The sequence below is a fragment of the Streptococcus pseudopneumoniae genome (assembly GCF_038148955.1).
GTDB classification, from domain to species: Bacteria; Bacillota; Bacilli; order Lactobacillales; family Streptococcaceae; genus Streptococcus; species Streptococcus pseudopneumoniae_T.
In genome coordinates, this window is the sequence record NZ_JBBJZY010000003.1 from 92,816 (window position 1) to 111,354 (window position 18,539).

Sequence of the window (18,539 nt, forward strand, 5' to 3'; positions counted from 1 at the left end):
TCCGGCTTTATCGATGTTAACTGCTGCTTCTTTCTTACCATTTTTGTCGATTGTTGCATTACCATCTTTGTCGATTGTAATTTTCACTTTACCATCTTTAGATGCGTAAATTGTATTACCTTCATCATCAGTTGATTTCTCTAGAGTGCTAATATCGAATTCTTCAAGATCAGTAATAGCACCTAGAACTTTGAATTGGAATTTCGCTTTTTCTTCTGGAGTAATATTAGCAAGGTTTGCTACCGTTACTTTACTCAAGTCGAAATCAAGATTATTACCACCGTTTTTAGCTTTCGCTTCTTCTGCATTCTTCACTAGTTGTTCTTTAGAAATTGTTGCTGTCGAACCGTCTGGCATTGTTACTGTTGCGTTTCCTTTATCGTCTACTACTACAGTTGCGCCTGGGTTTACTGCTTCAATTGATTTCTTAACAGCGTCTTTTTCGTCTTTTGTTAAGTTTTCTTTATTTCCAACTAATGTACGGATAGCTGGTGTTTTCACTTTAGCAGTCTTAGCTTCGTCAGCAAATTTTTCTGCTGGGATGACTAAGTCTGAAGCTGGGATGTTAAGAACTGTTCCGTCACCTTTGGTTACTGTTGCGTTTCCTTTATCGTCTACGACTACGGTTGATCCTGGGTTTACTGCTTCAACAGCTTTCTTAACAGCTTCTTTCTCTTTGTCTGTAAGTTTAGTTGAATCTGCTACTACAGTCTTAGCTGCTGGTGTGTTCGCATCGTTACCACCATTATCTTTCTTAGCATCATCTTCAACTTTAACTAAGTCTGTTGATGGGATAACTGAAACATTGCCATCTTTCACTACAGTTGCATTTCCTTTATCGTCAACTACTACAGTTGCGCCTGGATTTGCTGCTTTAACTTTGTCTTCGATGGTTTTCTTCTCAGCTTCAGTTAAGGCATTTGGATTTGCGACTTTTGTCTTAGAAGCTGGTGTAACTGCGTTGTCTTTAGCTTTTCCATCGTTCACATCTTTTTCAGATTTTGTTAAATCTGATGCTGGAATAACTGCTGTATTTCCGTTTGGAAGAGTTACTGTTGCGTTTCCTTTGTCGTCTACGACTACAGTTGAACCTGGATTTACTGCTGTTACTTTATCTGCGATTGCTTTCTTCTCTTCTGGAGTTAAGCTATCTGGATTTGCTACTTTTGTCTTAGAAGCTGGTTTAACAATGTCATTTCCTGCTTTTGGTGCCTTTTCTGCATCTGCATTCTTCGTTAAGTCTGTCGCTGGAATGACCGCTGTCTTACCATTTACTGTTACTGTTGCGTTTCCTTTGTCGTCTACTACAACTTCAGCACCTGGATTGACGGCTGCTACTTTAGCTGCAATTGCATCTTTCTCATCTTGTGTTAATGAGTCTGGATTTGCTACTACTGTCTTGTCAGCTGGTTTAACTACGTCGTTTCCTGCGTTTGGTTTAGCTGCGTCTGCTGCTGTCTTAGTTAAGTCTGATGCTGGAATTACAACTGGTTTTCCATCTTTAGGTGTAACTGTTGCATTTCCTTTGTCGTCTACTACTACAGTCGCATCTGGATTTACTGCTTTAACTTTAGCTGCAATTGCATCTTTCTCATCTTGTGTTAATGAGTCTGGATTTGCTACTACAGTCTTATCTGCTGGTTTAACTACGTCGTTTCCTGCGTTTGGTTCTTTAGCCGAATCTGCTGTCTTAGTTAAGTCTGATGCTGGAATGACTGCTGTCTTACCATCTTTAGTTACTGTTGCGTTTCCTTTGTTGTCCACTACAACTTCAGCACCTGGATTTACTGCTTTAACTTTTTCTTCGATTGCTTTTTTCTCTTCTGGAGTTAGAGCATTCGGATTTGCTACTACAGTCTTATCTGCTGGAGTGTTTACATCGTTTCCTGCATTTGGCTTAGCTGCTTCTTCTGCTGTTTTCACCAAATCTTTCGCTGGGATAACCACTGTCTTACCATCTTTAGTTGTTACAGTTGCATTTCCTTGGTCATCAACAACTACAGTTTTAGCTTCTGGATTCACTTCTGCAACTTTAGCTGCGATTGCATCTTGCTCATCTTTTGTTAATGATTCTGGATTTTCTACAACTGTCTTGTCAGCTGGTTTAACTACATCGTTTCCTGCATTTGGTTCTTTAGCTGAATCTGCTGTCTTAGTTAATGCCGCCGCTGGAATGACCGCTGTCTTACCATTTACTGTTACTGTTGCGTTTCCTTTGTCATCTACTGCTACAGTTGCACCAGGGTTAACTGCTGCTACTTTAGCCGCAATTGCTTTCTTCTCATCATCAGTTAATGAGTTTGGATCTGCTACTACAGTCTTATCAGCTGGTGTGTTGATATTGTTTCCTGCATTTGGTTTCGCTGCTTCTTCTGCAGTTTTCACTAAATCAGCCGCTGGAATTGTTGCAATATCACCATCTTTAGTTGTTACCGTTGCATTTCCTTTGTCGTCAAATGCCACCTTAGCTTCTGGATTTACCGCTTTGATTGCGTCTGCAATCTTAGCTTTATCTTCGTCTGATAAATGATCTGGATCGCTTACAACTACTTTATCTGCTGGTGTATTTACCTTATTTCCTGCATTTGGTTTCGCTGCTTCTTCTGCAGTTTTCACTAAATCTTTTGCCGGAATTGTTGCTGTAGCTGTATTACCATCTTTATCTACTACAGTTACTGTAGCATTTCCTTTATCATCTACGAAAATCGCTTTCGCATCTGGATTAACTTCTTTAATCTTAGCTTCAATCGCTTTTTTCTCTTCTGTAGATAATGGTTTAGTTGGATCAGCTACTACTACTTTATCAGCTGGTTTGTTAATGTTATTTCCAGCTTTTGCATTTTTAGCTTCTTCTGCTGTTTTCACTAAATCTTTTGCTGGAATTACAAAGCTTCTACCATCTTCTGTAGTTATCGTTGCATTTCCATTGTCATCAATAACCACCGTTGAACCTGGGTTCACTTCCTCAACAGCTTTCTTAATAGCGTCTTTATCCACGTTAGCTGGATCTGTTACTAACACTTTGTCAACAGGTTTCTTAATTAAATCTTGTTTCTCAGGTTTTAATAGATCTGCTTTTGGTTTCGCTAAGGCTTCTACAGGAATTGTTGCGATGTCTCCATTTGCATTCTTAACAGTCGCATTTCCTTTTGCGTCAAATACTACTGTTGCTCCTGGGTTCACTTCTAAGATGTTTTTCTCAATTTCTTGAATATCTTCCGCTGTCAATTTATCTCTGTCTTTCACTAGCACTCTGTCTGCTGGTGAATTGATTTTATTTCCTGCATTCACTTTAGCTTTATCAGCGTCAGTCTTCGTTAAATCAGCTACTGGAATTGTTGCAGTTTTACCTTCTGGTGTTGTTACTGTCGCATTTCCATTTTCATCTACGAATACTGTTGAACCTGGATTTACACGTTGAACTTTAGCAGCAATTTTTGCTTTAACATCATCCGTGATTTGTCCATCTTTAACAAATACGCCGTCTGCTGGTTTGTTAATAAGGTTACCTGCTTTTGGATCGCTTAATACTTCATCATCAGTTTTCACTAAATCATCCGCTGCGATTACAGCTGTCTTACCATCTGTAGTTGTTACTGTTGCATTTCCTTTATCATCTACAAATACTGTTGAGCCTGGGTTAACTTCTTTAACTTTAGCTGCGATTTTTTCTTTGTCTGTTGGTGTTAGTGCATCTTTATCAGCAACTACTGTTTGATCGATAGGTTTCTTAACTGGATTTTGTTTAGCTGGATCCAATAGATCTTTTTCAGCATTTGATTTCACTAGGTCACTTACAGGGATTGTCGCTGTAGACGATGTAGTCCCGTCCTCATTTGGTACTGTTACTGTTGCGTTTCCTGCTTCGTCAAATACAACTTTAGTCCCTTCAGGGTTTACCTCTTGAATCGCTGCAGTAATCTTAGCTTTTTCAGCATCAGTTAATTTAGCTGGATTTGCTACTACTGTTCTTTCTGCTGGAGTATTTACTTTGTTTCCTGCTGATGGAGTTTCTTTAGCTGCTGAATCTTTCAGTAAATCTTCAACAGGGATTGTTGCTGTGTTTCCTTCTGGAGTTGTTACTGTTGCGTTTCCTTGGTCATCAACAAAGACAGTCGCACCTGGGTTTACTGCTTCAACCGCTTTTTTGATTTTAGCTACAACTTCATCTTTCTTAGGTCCAACTAAATCTGCTGCCACTGCCGCTACTTTATCCGCTGGCTTGTTGATGTTGTTTCCTGCGTTTGCACCTTCAGCTTCTTTTGCAGTTTTCACTAAGTCTGATGCTGGGATTACTTCAGTTTTACCGTCTGGTGTTGTGACTGTTGCATTTCCTTTTTCATCTACAACTACTGTTGTATTTTCTGGATTTACTTTTGCTACAGCTGCTTTGATTGCATCTTTTTCAGCTTGAGTTAATTTACCTGCTTTCTTAACAAGTGTTTTGTCTGCTGGTTTCTTAACTGCATCTTGTTTGTCTGGGTTCCTTAAGTCAGCTGCATCTTTTGCTAAATCAGATGCTGGAATTGTTGCTACAGCTCCATCTTTCGTTGTTACTGTTGCGTTCCCTTCTGTATCGAATGCTACTGTTGCACCTGAGTTAACTTTAAGAATTTCTGCTTTGATCTTATCTTCATCAGCCTTGATATTAGCAGGATCTGTTACAACCACTTTCGTTGCTGGAGTGTTTACTTTGTTTCCACCATTTACTTCATCTTTAGCTGCTGGATCTTTTACTAAGTCTTCAACAGGAATTGTTGCTGTTTTACCATCTGGAGTAGATACTGTTGCATTTCCTTTGTTGTCAACGAATACTTTAGCATCTGGGTTAACTGCTTAAACTTTAGCTTCGATTGCTTTAATGTCTTCAGGAGTTAACGCATCTTTGTTTGCAGATACTTTATCAGCTGGTTTGTTTACGTTGTTTCCTGCTTTAGCATCTTTAGCTTCTTCTGGAGATTTCACTAAGTCAGTTACTGGAATTGTTGCTGTTTGTCCGTCTGGTGTAACTACAGTTGCGTTTCCTTTGTCGTCTACTACTACTGTTGCACCTGGGTTTACTGCTTGAACTTTAGCTTTGATTGCTTCGATATTTTCAGGTGTTAAAGCATCTTTATCAGCAACTACTTTGTCTGCTGGTTTGTTGATGTTGTTTCCTGCTTTAGCAGTTTCTTTGTCAGCTTCTTTCTTCACTAAGTCAGCTTTTGGAATTACTACAGTCTTACCTCCTGGTGTTGTTACTGTTGCATTTCCTTTGTCATCAACTACTACAGTTGAACCTGGGTTTACTGCTTCTACAGCTGCTTTAATAGCGTCTTTAGCTTCTGTTGGTAAGTCTTTATTAGCTGCTTCTAATGCTGGGTCAACTACTACTTTATCTGCTGGTTTGTTTACAGCATCTTGTTTCGCTGGGTCAGCTAAGTCAGCTTTAGCTTTTACTAAATCGCTCGCTGGGATTGTTGCAGTTTTCGGTTGTTCACCTGGTGCTGCTGGTGTTGTTACTGTTGCATTTCCTTTTTCATCTACAACAACTGTTGCATCTGGATTTACTGCTTGAATTTTAGCTTTAATAGCGTCTGTAACTTCTTGTGGTAATGGTGCATCTGTACTGTCCACCACTACTCTATCAGCTGGAGTGTTTACTTGGTTTCCACCGTTAACATTCTCTTTATCCGCATCTGATTTGACTAAATCTGCCACTGGAATTGTTGCAGTTTTACCATCTTTAGTTGTTACAGTCGCATTTCCTTGGTCATCGACTACTACTGTAGCATCTGGGTTCACTGCTTCAACTGCTGCTTTAATTCTAGCAAGTTCAGGGTCTGTTAATTGCTTACTGTTATCAACACGTACTCTGTCAGCTGGGTTGTTGATGTTGTTACCAGCTTTGGCAGTTGATGTTTCATTAGGTTTTTTAATTAAATCATCTGCGTCAATAACTGCTGTTTTACCTTCTGGTGTTGTTACAACTGCGTTTCCTTGGTCGTCAACTACTACAACTGCACCTGGATTTACAGCTTCAACTTTTGCTTTAATTTCAGCTTTTACTTTATCAAGTTTTTCTTTATTTGCTTCACCTTGTAATGCTGCAATATCTTCTACAACTGTTTGAGCATTCGGTTTATTGATGTCATCGCCACCGTTTGCTTTCTTAGCATCTTCTTCTGTCTTGAATAAGTCACCTGCTGGAATTGTCGCAATTGTTCCGTCTTTAAGAACTACTGTTGCATTTCCTTCATCGTCATATTTAACAGCTTTAACTTTTTCGTCGCCACCATTTAATTTTTTCAGTTTTTCAGTTACTTCAGCTTGTGCTGCCGGGTCTGTCGCTAGTCCAACTTTTTTATCTGCTGGCTTACGAACACCTGCATTACCTGAATCAGGATTTGCTGCATCAGCTAAAGTACGCACCAATTCTTTGGCTGTAAATCCTGCTGTATTTCCTTCTGGTGTTGAAACCGTTACTGTACCATTGTCATCAATTGTCACAACAGCATTAGGATTTACTTCACGAACAGCTTTTTTGATGTTTTCTTTATCTGCATCTGTCAAACTTTCAGGATTTCCAACAATCACTTTATCCGTTGGACGGTTGATGTTGTTGCCACCACCTGCAGTATCTAAAGCATTTACATCTTTTGTTAGGTCTGTTTGTTTTAATGTTTCAGGTGCTTGCTTCCCTGGTAAGGTTACTTCAGCACTTCCATCATCCTTAACAACTACCGTCGTTCCAGGAGGGTTTACTGCTTTAATAGCATCTTCTAGTTTTTTCCGTTCATCCTCATTTAAGGCTGTTGGATTTTCAGCAATTACCTTGTTCGCTGGTAAACGAGCAGAGTTGATGGCTTTAATCGCTGCTTCTGCTGATTTCTTAGCGTTATCAACATCGGCATTTTTCTTAGCACCATCGATTGCCTCTTCCGAAGCTTTCTTAACAGCATCTACCTCAGCTTGAAGTTTTGCTCTAGCTTCTTCAGTCAAGGCTGCGTCTTGAGCAATTTCTTGCTTTTTAGCAGCGGCTGTAGTTTCTACCGCTGTTTTAGCTGCTGGTTTTTTAGCAGCAGGTTTAGTAACACCCTCTACCTGTGTTTTTCCAGTATCGCCTGCTGTATCGATTTTACCTTGCTCTTGTGTAGCTGCTTCAGGCGTTTCTGCATTATCATTTTTATCCTTAATTTCAGCTTTCTTAGCATCAGCAAGTTTTTTAGCTTCTGCCTTCGCTTCTGCCTTTTCTTCCTCTGTTAGGTCAGTGCGGGCATCCATTTCTGCTTCTTTAGCTTTTAAAGCTTCATCGATTTTGTCTAATGCTGCTTGTTTACCGATTGGGTTGATTTTAGCAACTTCTTTGGTTCCTTCAGCTTGTTTTTCATTTACAGTAGTTTGAGCTGCTGTTGCCGCAGCTGCTGTTTCTGCTGTTGCTGGTTGTTTTTCGATTTCAGCAAGGGCGGCGGCTGCCTTGTCTTCAGCATCTTTTTTAGCTTTTTCCTTCTCGGCTTGTGTTAAGCTATCATTGTTCGCAATAGCATCCTTCTTAGCTTCCAAAGTCTTAGCGATTTCTTCTTTAGCTTTTTCTTTACCGATTGGATTTACTTTCGCTACAGCACCAGTACCTTCATCTTTACCTGCAGTTATATCTGCTGCATTTGTTGCATCAGCGATTTTTTCTAATGCTGCGTCTTTATCTTTATTAACTTCAGCAATAGCTTTTTCTTTTTCAGCTGGTGTTAACTTATCGTTACCATTGATAGCTGCGATTTGTTCTGTCGCTTTGTTAGTAACCGCATCAATAGCTGGTTGTTTATCTAATTTCACAACTTTCTCTACAGGAATTGTATCTTTAGAATCATCTTGATAAGTTACTACTAAGTTCGTACCCTCTTGAACAAGATCTTTTACAACCTTCTTAGCATTTTCAGCTTCTACTGCTTTTCCTTTTTTATCTTCTAAGTTCTTATCTTCATTTTTCTTAGAGTATTCTAATGGAAGATTTTCTTTAATATTAGCTAACTCATCTGCTGGAATATTATCAATGTTTGATACCACCGGTTTCTCAGCATCAGCCAACTCTCTAATGTCATATTTTTTCGTTTGAGATTTTAATACAATACTGAATGAACCTGGGTCAGTTTCATATGAAGAACCTTTAGCAACATTACGAATTTCTTTTCCATCTGTGTCAGTTGCAGTTGCATAACGAGTTACTAGACGATATTCATCATTATCACCTTTAGGGAATTTAGCCGCGTCAAGTTTAGGTGTCTCTTTCGTTACCTTACCACCAATTTTCACAATTGCAGGATTTTCCGCTGTCGCTACTGTTTCTGCAGTAATTGGCGTTAAAGTCATATCATATTCGTTATCTAAAACTGCAGGATTCGCAGTTGCACTTAAATCATTGTTTCCACCTTTTTTAACTGTTGCAGATTTAATCTTACCTAAATCATCTGTATATTTAATATCGATATTGATATCTTCATTAGCATAAATATAGACATCTTTTTTACCATTTGCAGTTGTAGAGTAAGGGATTGTTACTTCTGGAGCATTGTTCGTACGTGCAAAATCAGTCAATGGTCTAGTGTCTGTTGAACCATCTTTATAGGTTACAACTACATTGTTATCAACTTTTTTAATGCTTGTGATACGGTCTGCTTGATTTTCTACAGCTTGACCTTTTTTATCAGCTAGACGAGCATCGATGTTATTTTTAGAGTATTCAATCTTAATCTTATCTTTGATTTTATTAAATTCTGCTTCACTCACATCTGACGCGTCATCCACTGCTACTTTATCAGCTTCTGCTGGTGTTTGGATGTCATACTTTTGAGTTTGTGGTTTCAATACAACTTCAAATGCTCCTGGGTCTGTTTGGAACGAATTACCTCGAGCAGTATTTTTAATTATTGCATTATCTAAGTCAGCCGCTGTTGCATATCGCTTACCTAACACTAAACCTTTAGTTCTGGCTGTTTCTAATTGTTTATTTGTTAGCTTACCTCCAGGCATTCCTGAATAACTAATAATTGCCGGTGAATCTTCTGTTGCTGTTGTTTCAGCATCAATAAAGTTCGCAGTGTATCCCCACTCAACATCTACTTTATTTTCTTCACCTTCTACTTTATTAAATGCATTATTCCCACCTTGAACTACTGCAGCACTCTTGATCTTACCTGAGTCATCTTTGAATTTAATATCAAATGAATTTTCTTCTCCTCCATAAACATAAACCTGCTTTGTTGCAGCATCAGAGAATGGAATTTCGACTGTTGGTGCGTTATTGGTACGTGCCACATCAGAAATTGAAGCTGTGTCTGTTGAATCATCGTTATAGGTTACAGTGATAGTTTGTCCATTTACGTCAATACTTTTCACTACAGAAGCTTGATTATCTAAATCTTGACCTTTTTTAGATTCTAGTCTAGCATCTTGGCTAGTTGTAGAATATCCAATTTTGATTTGGTCTTTAATTTTCTGAATATCAGTTTCCGTTAAGTTGTTAATATCTGAAACACCAATTTTATTCGCATTGTTTTCTGGTTGCTGGATGCTGTATTTGTATGTTTGAGATTTAACAACCATTTTGAAGTAACCTGGATTAGATGAGTTTGTACCACCTGATATTTTGTCTCCATCTTCATCAACAATATGTAAATATCTATCCCCTAATACTGCATTTTGATTTTCTTGTTTAGTATATCCAACTTTCGGATTTGTTTTAAATGTCTCATTTGGTTTTCCTGTTACACGTACTGTTACTGGTCCTGTTGTTGGACTTGTAATTGAACTGTACGACCATCCGAAACCATCTGTTTCTACTGGTTTAATAGGCGAAGATATAGGTCTTCCATCTAAATACTGACCACTTCCTTTTTTAACTGTCACTTCTTTTAGTTTTTTACCAGTTGTTGAATTTACAGAAATCTCAATGTCTGTATCTTCTTCGTTATAAGCATAGACTTCTTTTGTCTTATCATTAGAAAATTCTATAGTATAACTTAAATTCCCTGAAGTTACCGTTGTAGGTGCATGAGTTGTAGCTGTCGCTTCTGTACGGAAAGCATTCTCTTTATCAATCTCTTTATCGTTACGTGGGTCGTTTAAACCTGTGTTTTCGATTGCGTTAGATTCTGATTTTTTCTCAGTGTTTTCTGCTTTTTTACCTACAGTTGGTTGTCCGTTAGTAGTATCTACTTTCGGAGCGTCTTTTGAATCTTTTGGTTTGTTTTTTAATTTTGAGCTTACTGTAGTGACAAGGTTTCTGTAAGCTACGTTCAATTCATCTTGACTAGTTGCAGAAGCGAGTACAGACTCAGCAGAAGCCAATTCACCATTCAAAAGAGCAAGGCTCTCCTCTGTTTTATTAGCATACGTACCTGCAGAAAGTTTTGATTTAACTTCTGAAATGTAGTTTTCAAGTTGCTTTTTGTCCAAAGCTGGAGTTGTTACTTCTGGTGCAGCTGGTTTTGCTGGTTCTTCTACGACTGGTTGTGCTGCTGGAGTTGATTGGGCATCAGAAGCTGGTGCTACTACCGAAGCACTTTCTGCTTCTTGTGGTCCCTCATGTTCAGAGGCTAGCCCTGGAGCTGCTAGAGATGTCTCTTGTTTGCTTAACTCATTAGCTGATACAGCTCCATTTCCCAAGAACATGAACAGGGCAGCAACTGCTACACTGGCTGCTCCAAAACTATATTTACGGATTGAGTAACGTGTGACTTTTTCACGGTGCGAGCGTTCAACACGACTCATAGGCGATTTCTTCTCCACTTATTGTGTTCTCCTTAAAAATATTTTTTATGTCCATATCTACATGCAAAGATTCCTCGCCATGGACGAGGTTTTGCATGTGATACTTTACTTCTTCATTGTACATGATAAGTGATATATATGCAAACTAAATGCTCATCAAATTTACTTAAAAAAAAAAACATTTTCAGACAATTTTTACAATTCGTTCGTTTTTATAACCAAAATTATGAATTTTTTAACTTTAAAATCAGGAAAATGCTTTAATTTTCTATATATTGTTATATTTCCTTGAAAACTAAAATTCGGAAATGAATTTGAATAAATTCTTTTTATTTTGAAAAGCAGATAACTTTGATACCTAAAAGGAACTATTCTTGTTTTTTTGAACAAAATATTCGTAAAATAAATATACAAGGATTTTTATGTTTTTGGCTTTTTTTCTTCCAAAAATAGAACCTGTCAGTTAAATGCTCAGATTCTCTGATAGCTTTCTAGCAGAGCCCAACAGAACCAGACCCTATCTCTCATATACACTATTCACCTAACATTTAAAGGTTGGATACACTGGAGTCGCCTCACCGTAGCAATATGACTGACTTCAATATCCTAATTACAACCTAAAAGTATTAGCAGCCTCGTGCTAGTCTGCCTGTTGCGACTAACAGCTAAAGCTAAAATAAAACATGCTACCTCATTTTGGCAACATGTCATCTGTTCCTATTTACAGCAATGCCTCAAACTCAGCGACAGTCATGCCTAATTGCTGGCTGGCAACCTCCGAAGTCAGAAGACCTTGACGGACCATATCCAGAAAGGCAAAAAGTTTCCCACGTTCTAAACCTTGTTCAATACCTTCCGCCCTAGCTGTTTCCAAGGCATAGTCCTGTGCTAACAAGGCTTGTTCTTCGCGCATACGTAGTTGACTAAACATTTTCCTGTCCTCCTCGGACCAGCTCTTGTAGTCTAGCAGTTGATCTGCTTGGCTGATAGCTCGCTCAGGTTGTTGGGTAAAGGGTTTATTACCGAAAAACTCCAACCACGGCTTGCGAACCTCGTCTTTGCTGGTTTCTCTGTATTTGTTAGATCTTATTTATGATGGTCTTTCAATAGTTCTTCAAACTCCGCGACTGGCATGCCTAATTGTTCACTCGCAACCTCAGAAGTCAGAAGACCTTGGTGGACCATATCTAGGAAGGCAAAAAATTTCCCTTCCGCCCTAGCTGTTTCCAAGGCATAGTCCTGTGCTAACAAGGCTTGTTCTTCACGCCTGCGTTGTTCACTAAACATTCTCCTGTCCTCCTCGGACCAGCTCTTGTAGTCCAGCAGTTGGTCTGCTTGGCTGATGGCTCGCTCGGGGTGCTGGGTAAAGGGTTTATTCCCGAAAAACTCCAACCACGGCTTGCGAACACTATCCTTGCTGGTTTCTCTATATTTTTTTAATTCCAAGAATGCCATCTTGACCAGATGGTTTTCTTGTCCGTTATTGGTAATAGTTAAAACCTCACCTGTCGTATCCTCTCGCATACTAAAGCTATGGAAAGCCAAGTCATCTTGGAAATAATTACTATCCACAATGGCGATAGCATAGACTGGTGCGATGTGTTTATAGCTCTGGTGAGTATCACCTTCACGTTGGCGAATTTTTTCAAGATTTTGATTGACCTGACTGCACAGATAAGCCCACAGGCGATTGATGAAAAAATTCTGATGATGTACTTGAATCTCAATGATTACTTGAGTGCCATTATCTAGTTCAGCTAAAACATCTATACTGGTATAAAAATCCTGCGCTGAGTAGGGCATGGAAGGCAAGACGTGAATATTACTTCCCTCCAAAATGGTCACATTTTTGGCTGGTAAATCCAACATATCGCGAATAAATTGACAAGTGATTTCTGGGTTGCTAAAAATCTTCTTAGCAACCAAATCATTAGTTGGGCTAATGCCCGGATGACGCACAGTCATATTTCTTCTCCTTTCATTATAGCACATTTTTAAATCTAGGTTTACTAGATTCACTGCTACTATCTATTTATTCGGAAAAGAAATGAATTGTGAAGATATTTTATCTCGTTTCAACTAAAATATGAGCTTGATCAACCAACTGTCCATTAACAGTCAGATTTAGATAGAAATCTAAGGTCTTATCAGCAGCAAAATACAGGGTTGGTATGGTCAAATCTTTTTTGCTTTCCCCAGCTTGAAACGCAAGGGCCTGAATCTCGTCCTGATAGGCGACACCATGGACACCTGTCCCCGGTTGAATCGAAATCTTAGCCTCTAAAGGAGTGTTACATTCGCTACGTTCAATCCTAAAATGAAGAGTCTCTCCCTTTGCCACAGCTAGGCTTTTTTCTGCAAATGCTAGTCCCTGAACAACTTCTTTTTTTGATAAGCTAGGAGTTTTATAGAGGGAAATCTTGGTCAATACAGGAATAGATTGTACCTCTGTAATCATCACGCGCACCTTCTGTGCCTCTACTAGCGGCCCTCGCAGGAGGCGCTTATGCCCAACCGTAAAGCCCATGACAAATTCCTGCCAGACGCCGTCCACCTCTATTTTCACATGAAAAGCAGCGATTCGTTGCCCTAGCTTCAAATCTTCTCTTAACTCAATTACATCAAAAGTTTTAGGAGATCCTAGGTCGAGTTCTAGCTGGATGGGCAAGTCTGCATCGCTTGCCCATGAACTAGTCTCAAGGCCATCTGTCAGATGATGACAGGCAAAGTCTGCGGAAAGAGCTGGACCAGATACCTTGGCTCCCAGAGCCAAATCTTCTTTATAGAGCTCATTGCGATAGGTCGCAAATTCATAAAGTCGTTCAATATCCTTTGCATCAAATAGTCCATCTTGATTCGGCGGAATATTGAGTAAGAGAGGTGTGCCCCTCCCCACCGAGTGAAAGTAGATTTCGACCAACTCCTCAAGAGACTTAGGATCCTGATCCTCATGGTAAAACCAGCCCGGCCGGATAGAAACATCTGCCTCACCGATTGAAAAAATCGTGCCCGAGGGATCTCCGTGCTGAAGATAGTCCAGCTCTGCTTCTGTTCCTAGTTTGTCAGGATTCACCTTTTGCCACAGGGGATCACCTGCATACCCTCGTTCATTGCCAATCCAGCGTATACTGGTGCCTTCTGTTGAAAAAATTAAGCAATCGCCCTGCAGTTCACGAATGGTTTCAAACCATTTTTCAAATTCATAATTGACCTTTTGAGCACCCTCTCCTCTGGCACCATCCATCCAGACCTCAGCAAATTTCCCTGCATTACCATAGGCAGGATTTGATAAGATTTCTTTCAGCTGAGCCAGATAATAGGCATTGTAGTCCGCTTCTCGGTCCACATGATAGAGCGGGCTGTGGGCATCCCAGGGTGACAGGTAGACCCCCATATCCATATCAAACTCTGTGGCAGCTTGGGATACTTGAAGGAGTAAATCCCCCTCTCCATTCCTCCAAGGACTGGCCTTGACCGAATAATCTGTGTGAGCCGTCGGATAAAGGACAAAACCATCGTGGTGCTTAATCACCAGAATCAACTTTTTGAAGCCCGTTTCCTTGAGCACACGAACCCATTCACGCACATCTAACTGTGTCGGGTTAAAGCGTTCAGGATCCTCCTGACCTGTCCCCCATTCCTGGTCATAAAAAGTATTAGGCCCAAAATGGATAAAGGCTGCTAGTTCATCCTCTAAATAAGCTAGCTGGGCCTGACTAGGCAAGGGCCCATGCGATTTTATTTCTCTTACCATACTATTTCCTATCTACATTTTTCTTCACTTTTTTAGCATGTACTTGCAATTCTGTTAACGCTAGGGGACTGGTCAAGCCTTCAAATCGAAGACGAAGGGCATAAGTTTCCACCTTGTCAAATTCAAAACGAATCTCTTCATCCTTGTCGCTTGAAAATTTTCGGATAGCTGATACAGGTCGCCAATTCTCCTCTTGTTTGAGCAGGGAATCCTTATCCAAATGATTTGGAGTCCGAGGCAAGCTAGGCTCATTCCCCACATAATAATCAATAAAGGTCGGCTCAACAGCCACATATTCTTGATTTTCAACATAATACAAGGTCACGTTATCCACAAATCGCGGTTTTAAAATCCCTGCATCTCCAAAAAGAATACCCACGCTGGCTTGCTCTGACTTGGTAATCCAAGTATTGGCTGTCGATTTCTTCCGAGCAATGACCTTGTCATTGAGGTAAGAGGCTGGGTGATTAGGCTCTGAGTGGGAAGCAAAGACCAGAGGCAGGTTAGACCCTGTCCACTGATTGGAAATAACTTCTCCATCTACACTGGCATCTGTCACATGAATGGTGACTATTGCTGGCAACTCACAGCCCGCTACCTGCCCTGTGAGCACACTTTCTCCTACCTGAGCATAGACTTGAGTATCGAGTTCATCCCAAGTCACCTTGGCCGTATCTCGTCTGCCATCTGATAAGACTAGCTTGACTCGATCTGGTAAGTGTGGGGCTTCCTTGACAAGCGTCCAAACCCTTTCAGGCTCAATAGCGCAAATCCCTTGGACACAAACCTGAGCAGAAGCCTTTAAATCCAGACCTTCTAGCTGACCAGATACCGTAAACTCATGAAATCTTGCCAAAGCTTGCTCAGGAATCTCCTCCCAAACAACCTTGACTCGTTTTGCACCCCCGAACTCATAGTCCACCAAAACTGAAGATGGAAGTTGTGGATAAGTTCCCTTAGCTGTATACAAGCGAAGTGGTCGTACAGAAACTGCTTGCCCTAGTGAGTTATTTTCTGCCACCTGCAAATGAGTTTGATAGGTTTTCCCTTGATAAATAGCACTGATAACCAAGTCGCCTGCAGACAAGCAATGAAGCACTCCCTGCTTGATAATGGTGTGGGCACCACCACTCGTCTCCCAAATCACTTCACTATTCCCCACCTTGTTCACAGGGTTATCCACAGTTTGTGGATAAAGTCCAATAGCTGGGGAATCCCCTTCTTGTAATCCTGCCTGCTTGTCCACTCGAATCTCAAACAAGCGCTTATTTTTCACTGGTTGGGTAGCCAAAGCCTCTCCCACTAAGAGATCAAAACTTGCTGGCTCTAGCCCTCTGGCACTGGCCTTTACTCTGACTAAACCTGCCTGCTCCAAGCTCTGAACCAAAAGTACACCTCTGCCATGGAAGGCTTTCCGCTTAAACCGACCATTTTTCTGAGCCTTGTAACGTTCACGACTGGCCTGCCTGCCATTATCCACACCCACAATGCGAGCAGGGCCTTCAATTTCAAAATGAAGCTGATTGGAAGCGTTCGGCACCCAATTTCCATCCTTGTCCAATACATCAAAATAGAGATAGAGGAGGTCTTGCCCATCTGGCTCCAGTTTGGTTTTCTCGGCATGTAACCCGATTTTGGCTGGCTTACCTGCAGTCACCACCCTATCTTCTGCTACAATCTGACCTTGACGGTCATAGGCTACAGCATGCAATTCTCCTGGTTGATAAGCCAAACACCATTCGAGATAGAGTTGGTCAGAACCTTGTCCCTCTTGGTATTTTCTACCGTCTGAGGTCCATTTTTCCTGAAAAGTCTTTCTGCCTTGGGATTTTCCATTGAGAAATAGCTCTACAGAACCAGCATTTGAATACACTCTAACAGGGATATCCCCATACTTATCCACAACTTGTTGATAACTCTTGTGGATTTCCCAATTCCAATGGGGCAAGATATGAACCATGGGATGCTGATCTAGGTCCACCCACTGACTTTGATAGAGATAATAGTCATTTTTAGGAATCCCTGCTGTATCCACAATCCCAAAATAGGAACTCTTGACAGGTGTGTCATTTTGATTATGCCAAGGAGTCGGCTCGCCGATATAGTCCACTCCTGTCCAGATAAACTGACCCGCATAGTCTAGCCGATTTCTATCTGCTATCCAAGAAGCCGTCGCCGTCTTCCCCCAAGGAACTCGATCATTGCCATAGTCTGACTGTTCAAAATTCCGCACGTGGCGATTATCCCCAACCCATTCCTTATCTGGACGAAAATAGCTATCACGCGTCCGTGTAGCCGATGAGGTTTCAGACCCATAAAGGCGCCACTTGGGATGTCTTTTGCGAATCGCGTCAATATTATCTTCCGAGTAATTCAAGCCTACCACATCCAGCAAATCAGCAATCTTTTCATGACCTCCAGAACCATCTCCAAAGCGGAACTGGTCCATTCCCATGGTCACAAAACGGCTATCATCAATCTCATTGACCCTTTCCAGCAAGCGTTTGATCGTCTTCAATGAATGAGCATCACCATTTGCTTCACTAACTTCATTTCCTAAGGACCACATAAAGATGGCTGGATTGTTCTTGCCACGCTCAATCATGGTTCGCAAATCGTAATCTGACCAGAAATCGCCTGCTTTCGCTTCTGGATGAGTCGCTTCTTCCTCAAAAAAGCGACCATAGTCATATTCTTTCTTGCCTCCATACCAGGTATCAAAGGCTTCTTCTTGGATAAGTAAGCCCATTTTGGCAGACAGATCCAGCAATATACTACTGGCTGGATTATGGGTGACTCGGATTGCATTGACCCCCATTTCCTTCATCTGGCGCAATCGTCTCTCAGCAGCTGACCTGTTTTCCACAGCTCCCAGAGATCCATAGTCATGGTGCAGACAAACTCCATGAATCTTCAACCAACGACCATTTAGAAAGAAGCACTTATCCGCTTGCCAATCCATATAGCGGTAACCAAAGGTCTCCTCTTCTTCATCAACTAAAATTCCATTTTTGTAAAGGCGAGTCTTCAATTGGTAAAGGTGAGGATGATCAATATCCCAAAGCAAGGGTTGAAAAATTGATATTGCTTGTTGGAAAGAATGTTTGTCCCCAGCTTCAATCACTACAGAGTCTGTTTCCTGCCAGTCTGAAACCTGTTGTCCATCATACCAGATACCCTGTTCCAAATACACCGACACGGACTGAGGTCCATCATTTGAAACCTTGCTTTCAAGCTGGGTTCCCACCCAAGATTGCCTTTGCTCCTTGAGCTTGGGACTTGATATCTTAATCCCATACAAATCCAGATGCACCAGATCTGTAATCAACAATTTTACTTCTCGGTAAATACCGCTACCAGAGTACCAACGACTGCTAGGTTGCTGATTTTCTACAAAAACCGCAAGCTGGTTGGCCGTCCCATCGTTTCTTAGATAAGGCGTGATATCATAAGAAAAGGGCATATAGCCATTGGGATAATAGCCCAGCACTTGCCCGTTGATATAGACTTGGGCATTCATGTAAACCCCATCAAAGAGCAAACGCACTGAAACAAGACTGGCATCTTCTTCCAAGTAGAACTGCGTCCGGTACCAAGCCTGACCCCCATTTAACTGACCACCCTCATTTTGCGCTGGCGAATAATGGTCAAAATCATTGTAAATACTCCAGTCATGTGGCACTTGAATAGGTCGCCAATTTTCCCTCTGAAAATCCGACGCCAAGGCCTCTTCTTTCCCCACCTCCTGGCTAAAATACCAGTGATTTCGTAAAACTTCTTCTCTTCTCATACAAGCATTCCTCGTTAAACAAGTCTATTTACTTGACTATAGCACAAAACAAAAGCGCTTTCAAGATTTCCTCCATCACTCCCTAAATACTCAGAAAAGATTCTATAATTTGTGGAAAAGTCTGAAAATCACTCCATGTTCAAGCAAACTGTCATTTTCAAGAAATAATACTCTTCTGAAATCTCTTCAAACCACGTCAACGTCGCCTTACCGTATATATGTTACTGACTTCGTCAGTTCTATCTGCAA

Annotated in this window: 4 protein-coding genes and 2 pseudogenes; all 6 read right to left on the reverse strand. The window is 40.8% G+C overall.

Annotated elements, in window-relative coordinates:
* Window positions 1–318: 318 nt before the first annotated feature.
* Window positions 319–4,821: pseudogene (locus WKI23_RS02125) on the reverse strand (hypothetical protein); the annotation flags it as partial.
* A gap of 15 nt (window positions 4,822–4,836) precedes the next feature.
* Window positions 4,837–10,764, reverse strand: coding sequence for a DUF1542 domain-containing protein (locus WKI23_RS02130; RefSeq protein ID WP_368078791.1), 5,928 nt, complete (start codon window positions 10,762–10,764; stop codon window positions 4,837–4,839).
* 703 nt (window positions 10,765–11,467) lie between these two features.
* Window positions 11,468–11,824, reverse strand: a pseudogene (locus WKI23_RS02135) (Rpn family recombination-promoting nuclease/putative transposase); the annotation flags it as partial.
* Between the two features lie 8 nt (window positions 11,825–11,832).
* Window positions 11,833–12,711 (reverse strand): Rpn family recombination-promoting nuclease/putative transposase, encoded by an 879-nt coding sequence (locus WKI23_RS02140; RefSeq protein ID WP_368078792.1) that lies wholly within the window; start codon window positions 12,709–12,711, stop codon window positions 11,833–11,835.
* 100 nt (window positions 12,712–12,811) lie between these two features.
* Window positions 12,812–14,500, reverse strand: a complete 1,689-nt coding sequence (locus WKI23_RS02145) for an alpha-L-fucosidase (protein ID WP_368078793.1) — start codon at window positions 14,498–14,500, stop codon at window positions 12,812–12,814.
* Window position 14,501: 1 nt separating this feature from the next.
* On the reverse strand, window positions 14,502–18,290 hold the full coding sequence (locus tag WKI23_RS02150) for a sugar-binding domain-containing protein (protein ID WP_368078794.1): 3,789 nt from the start codon (window positions 18,288–18,290) through the stop codon (window positions 14,502–14,504).
* Window positions 18,291–18,539 lie beyond the last annotated feature (249 nt).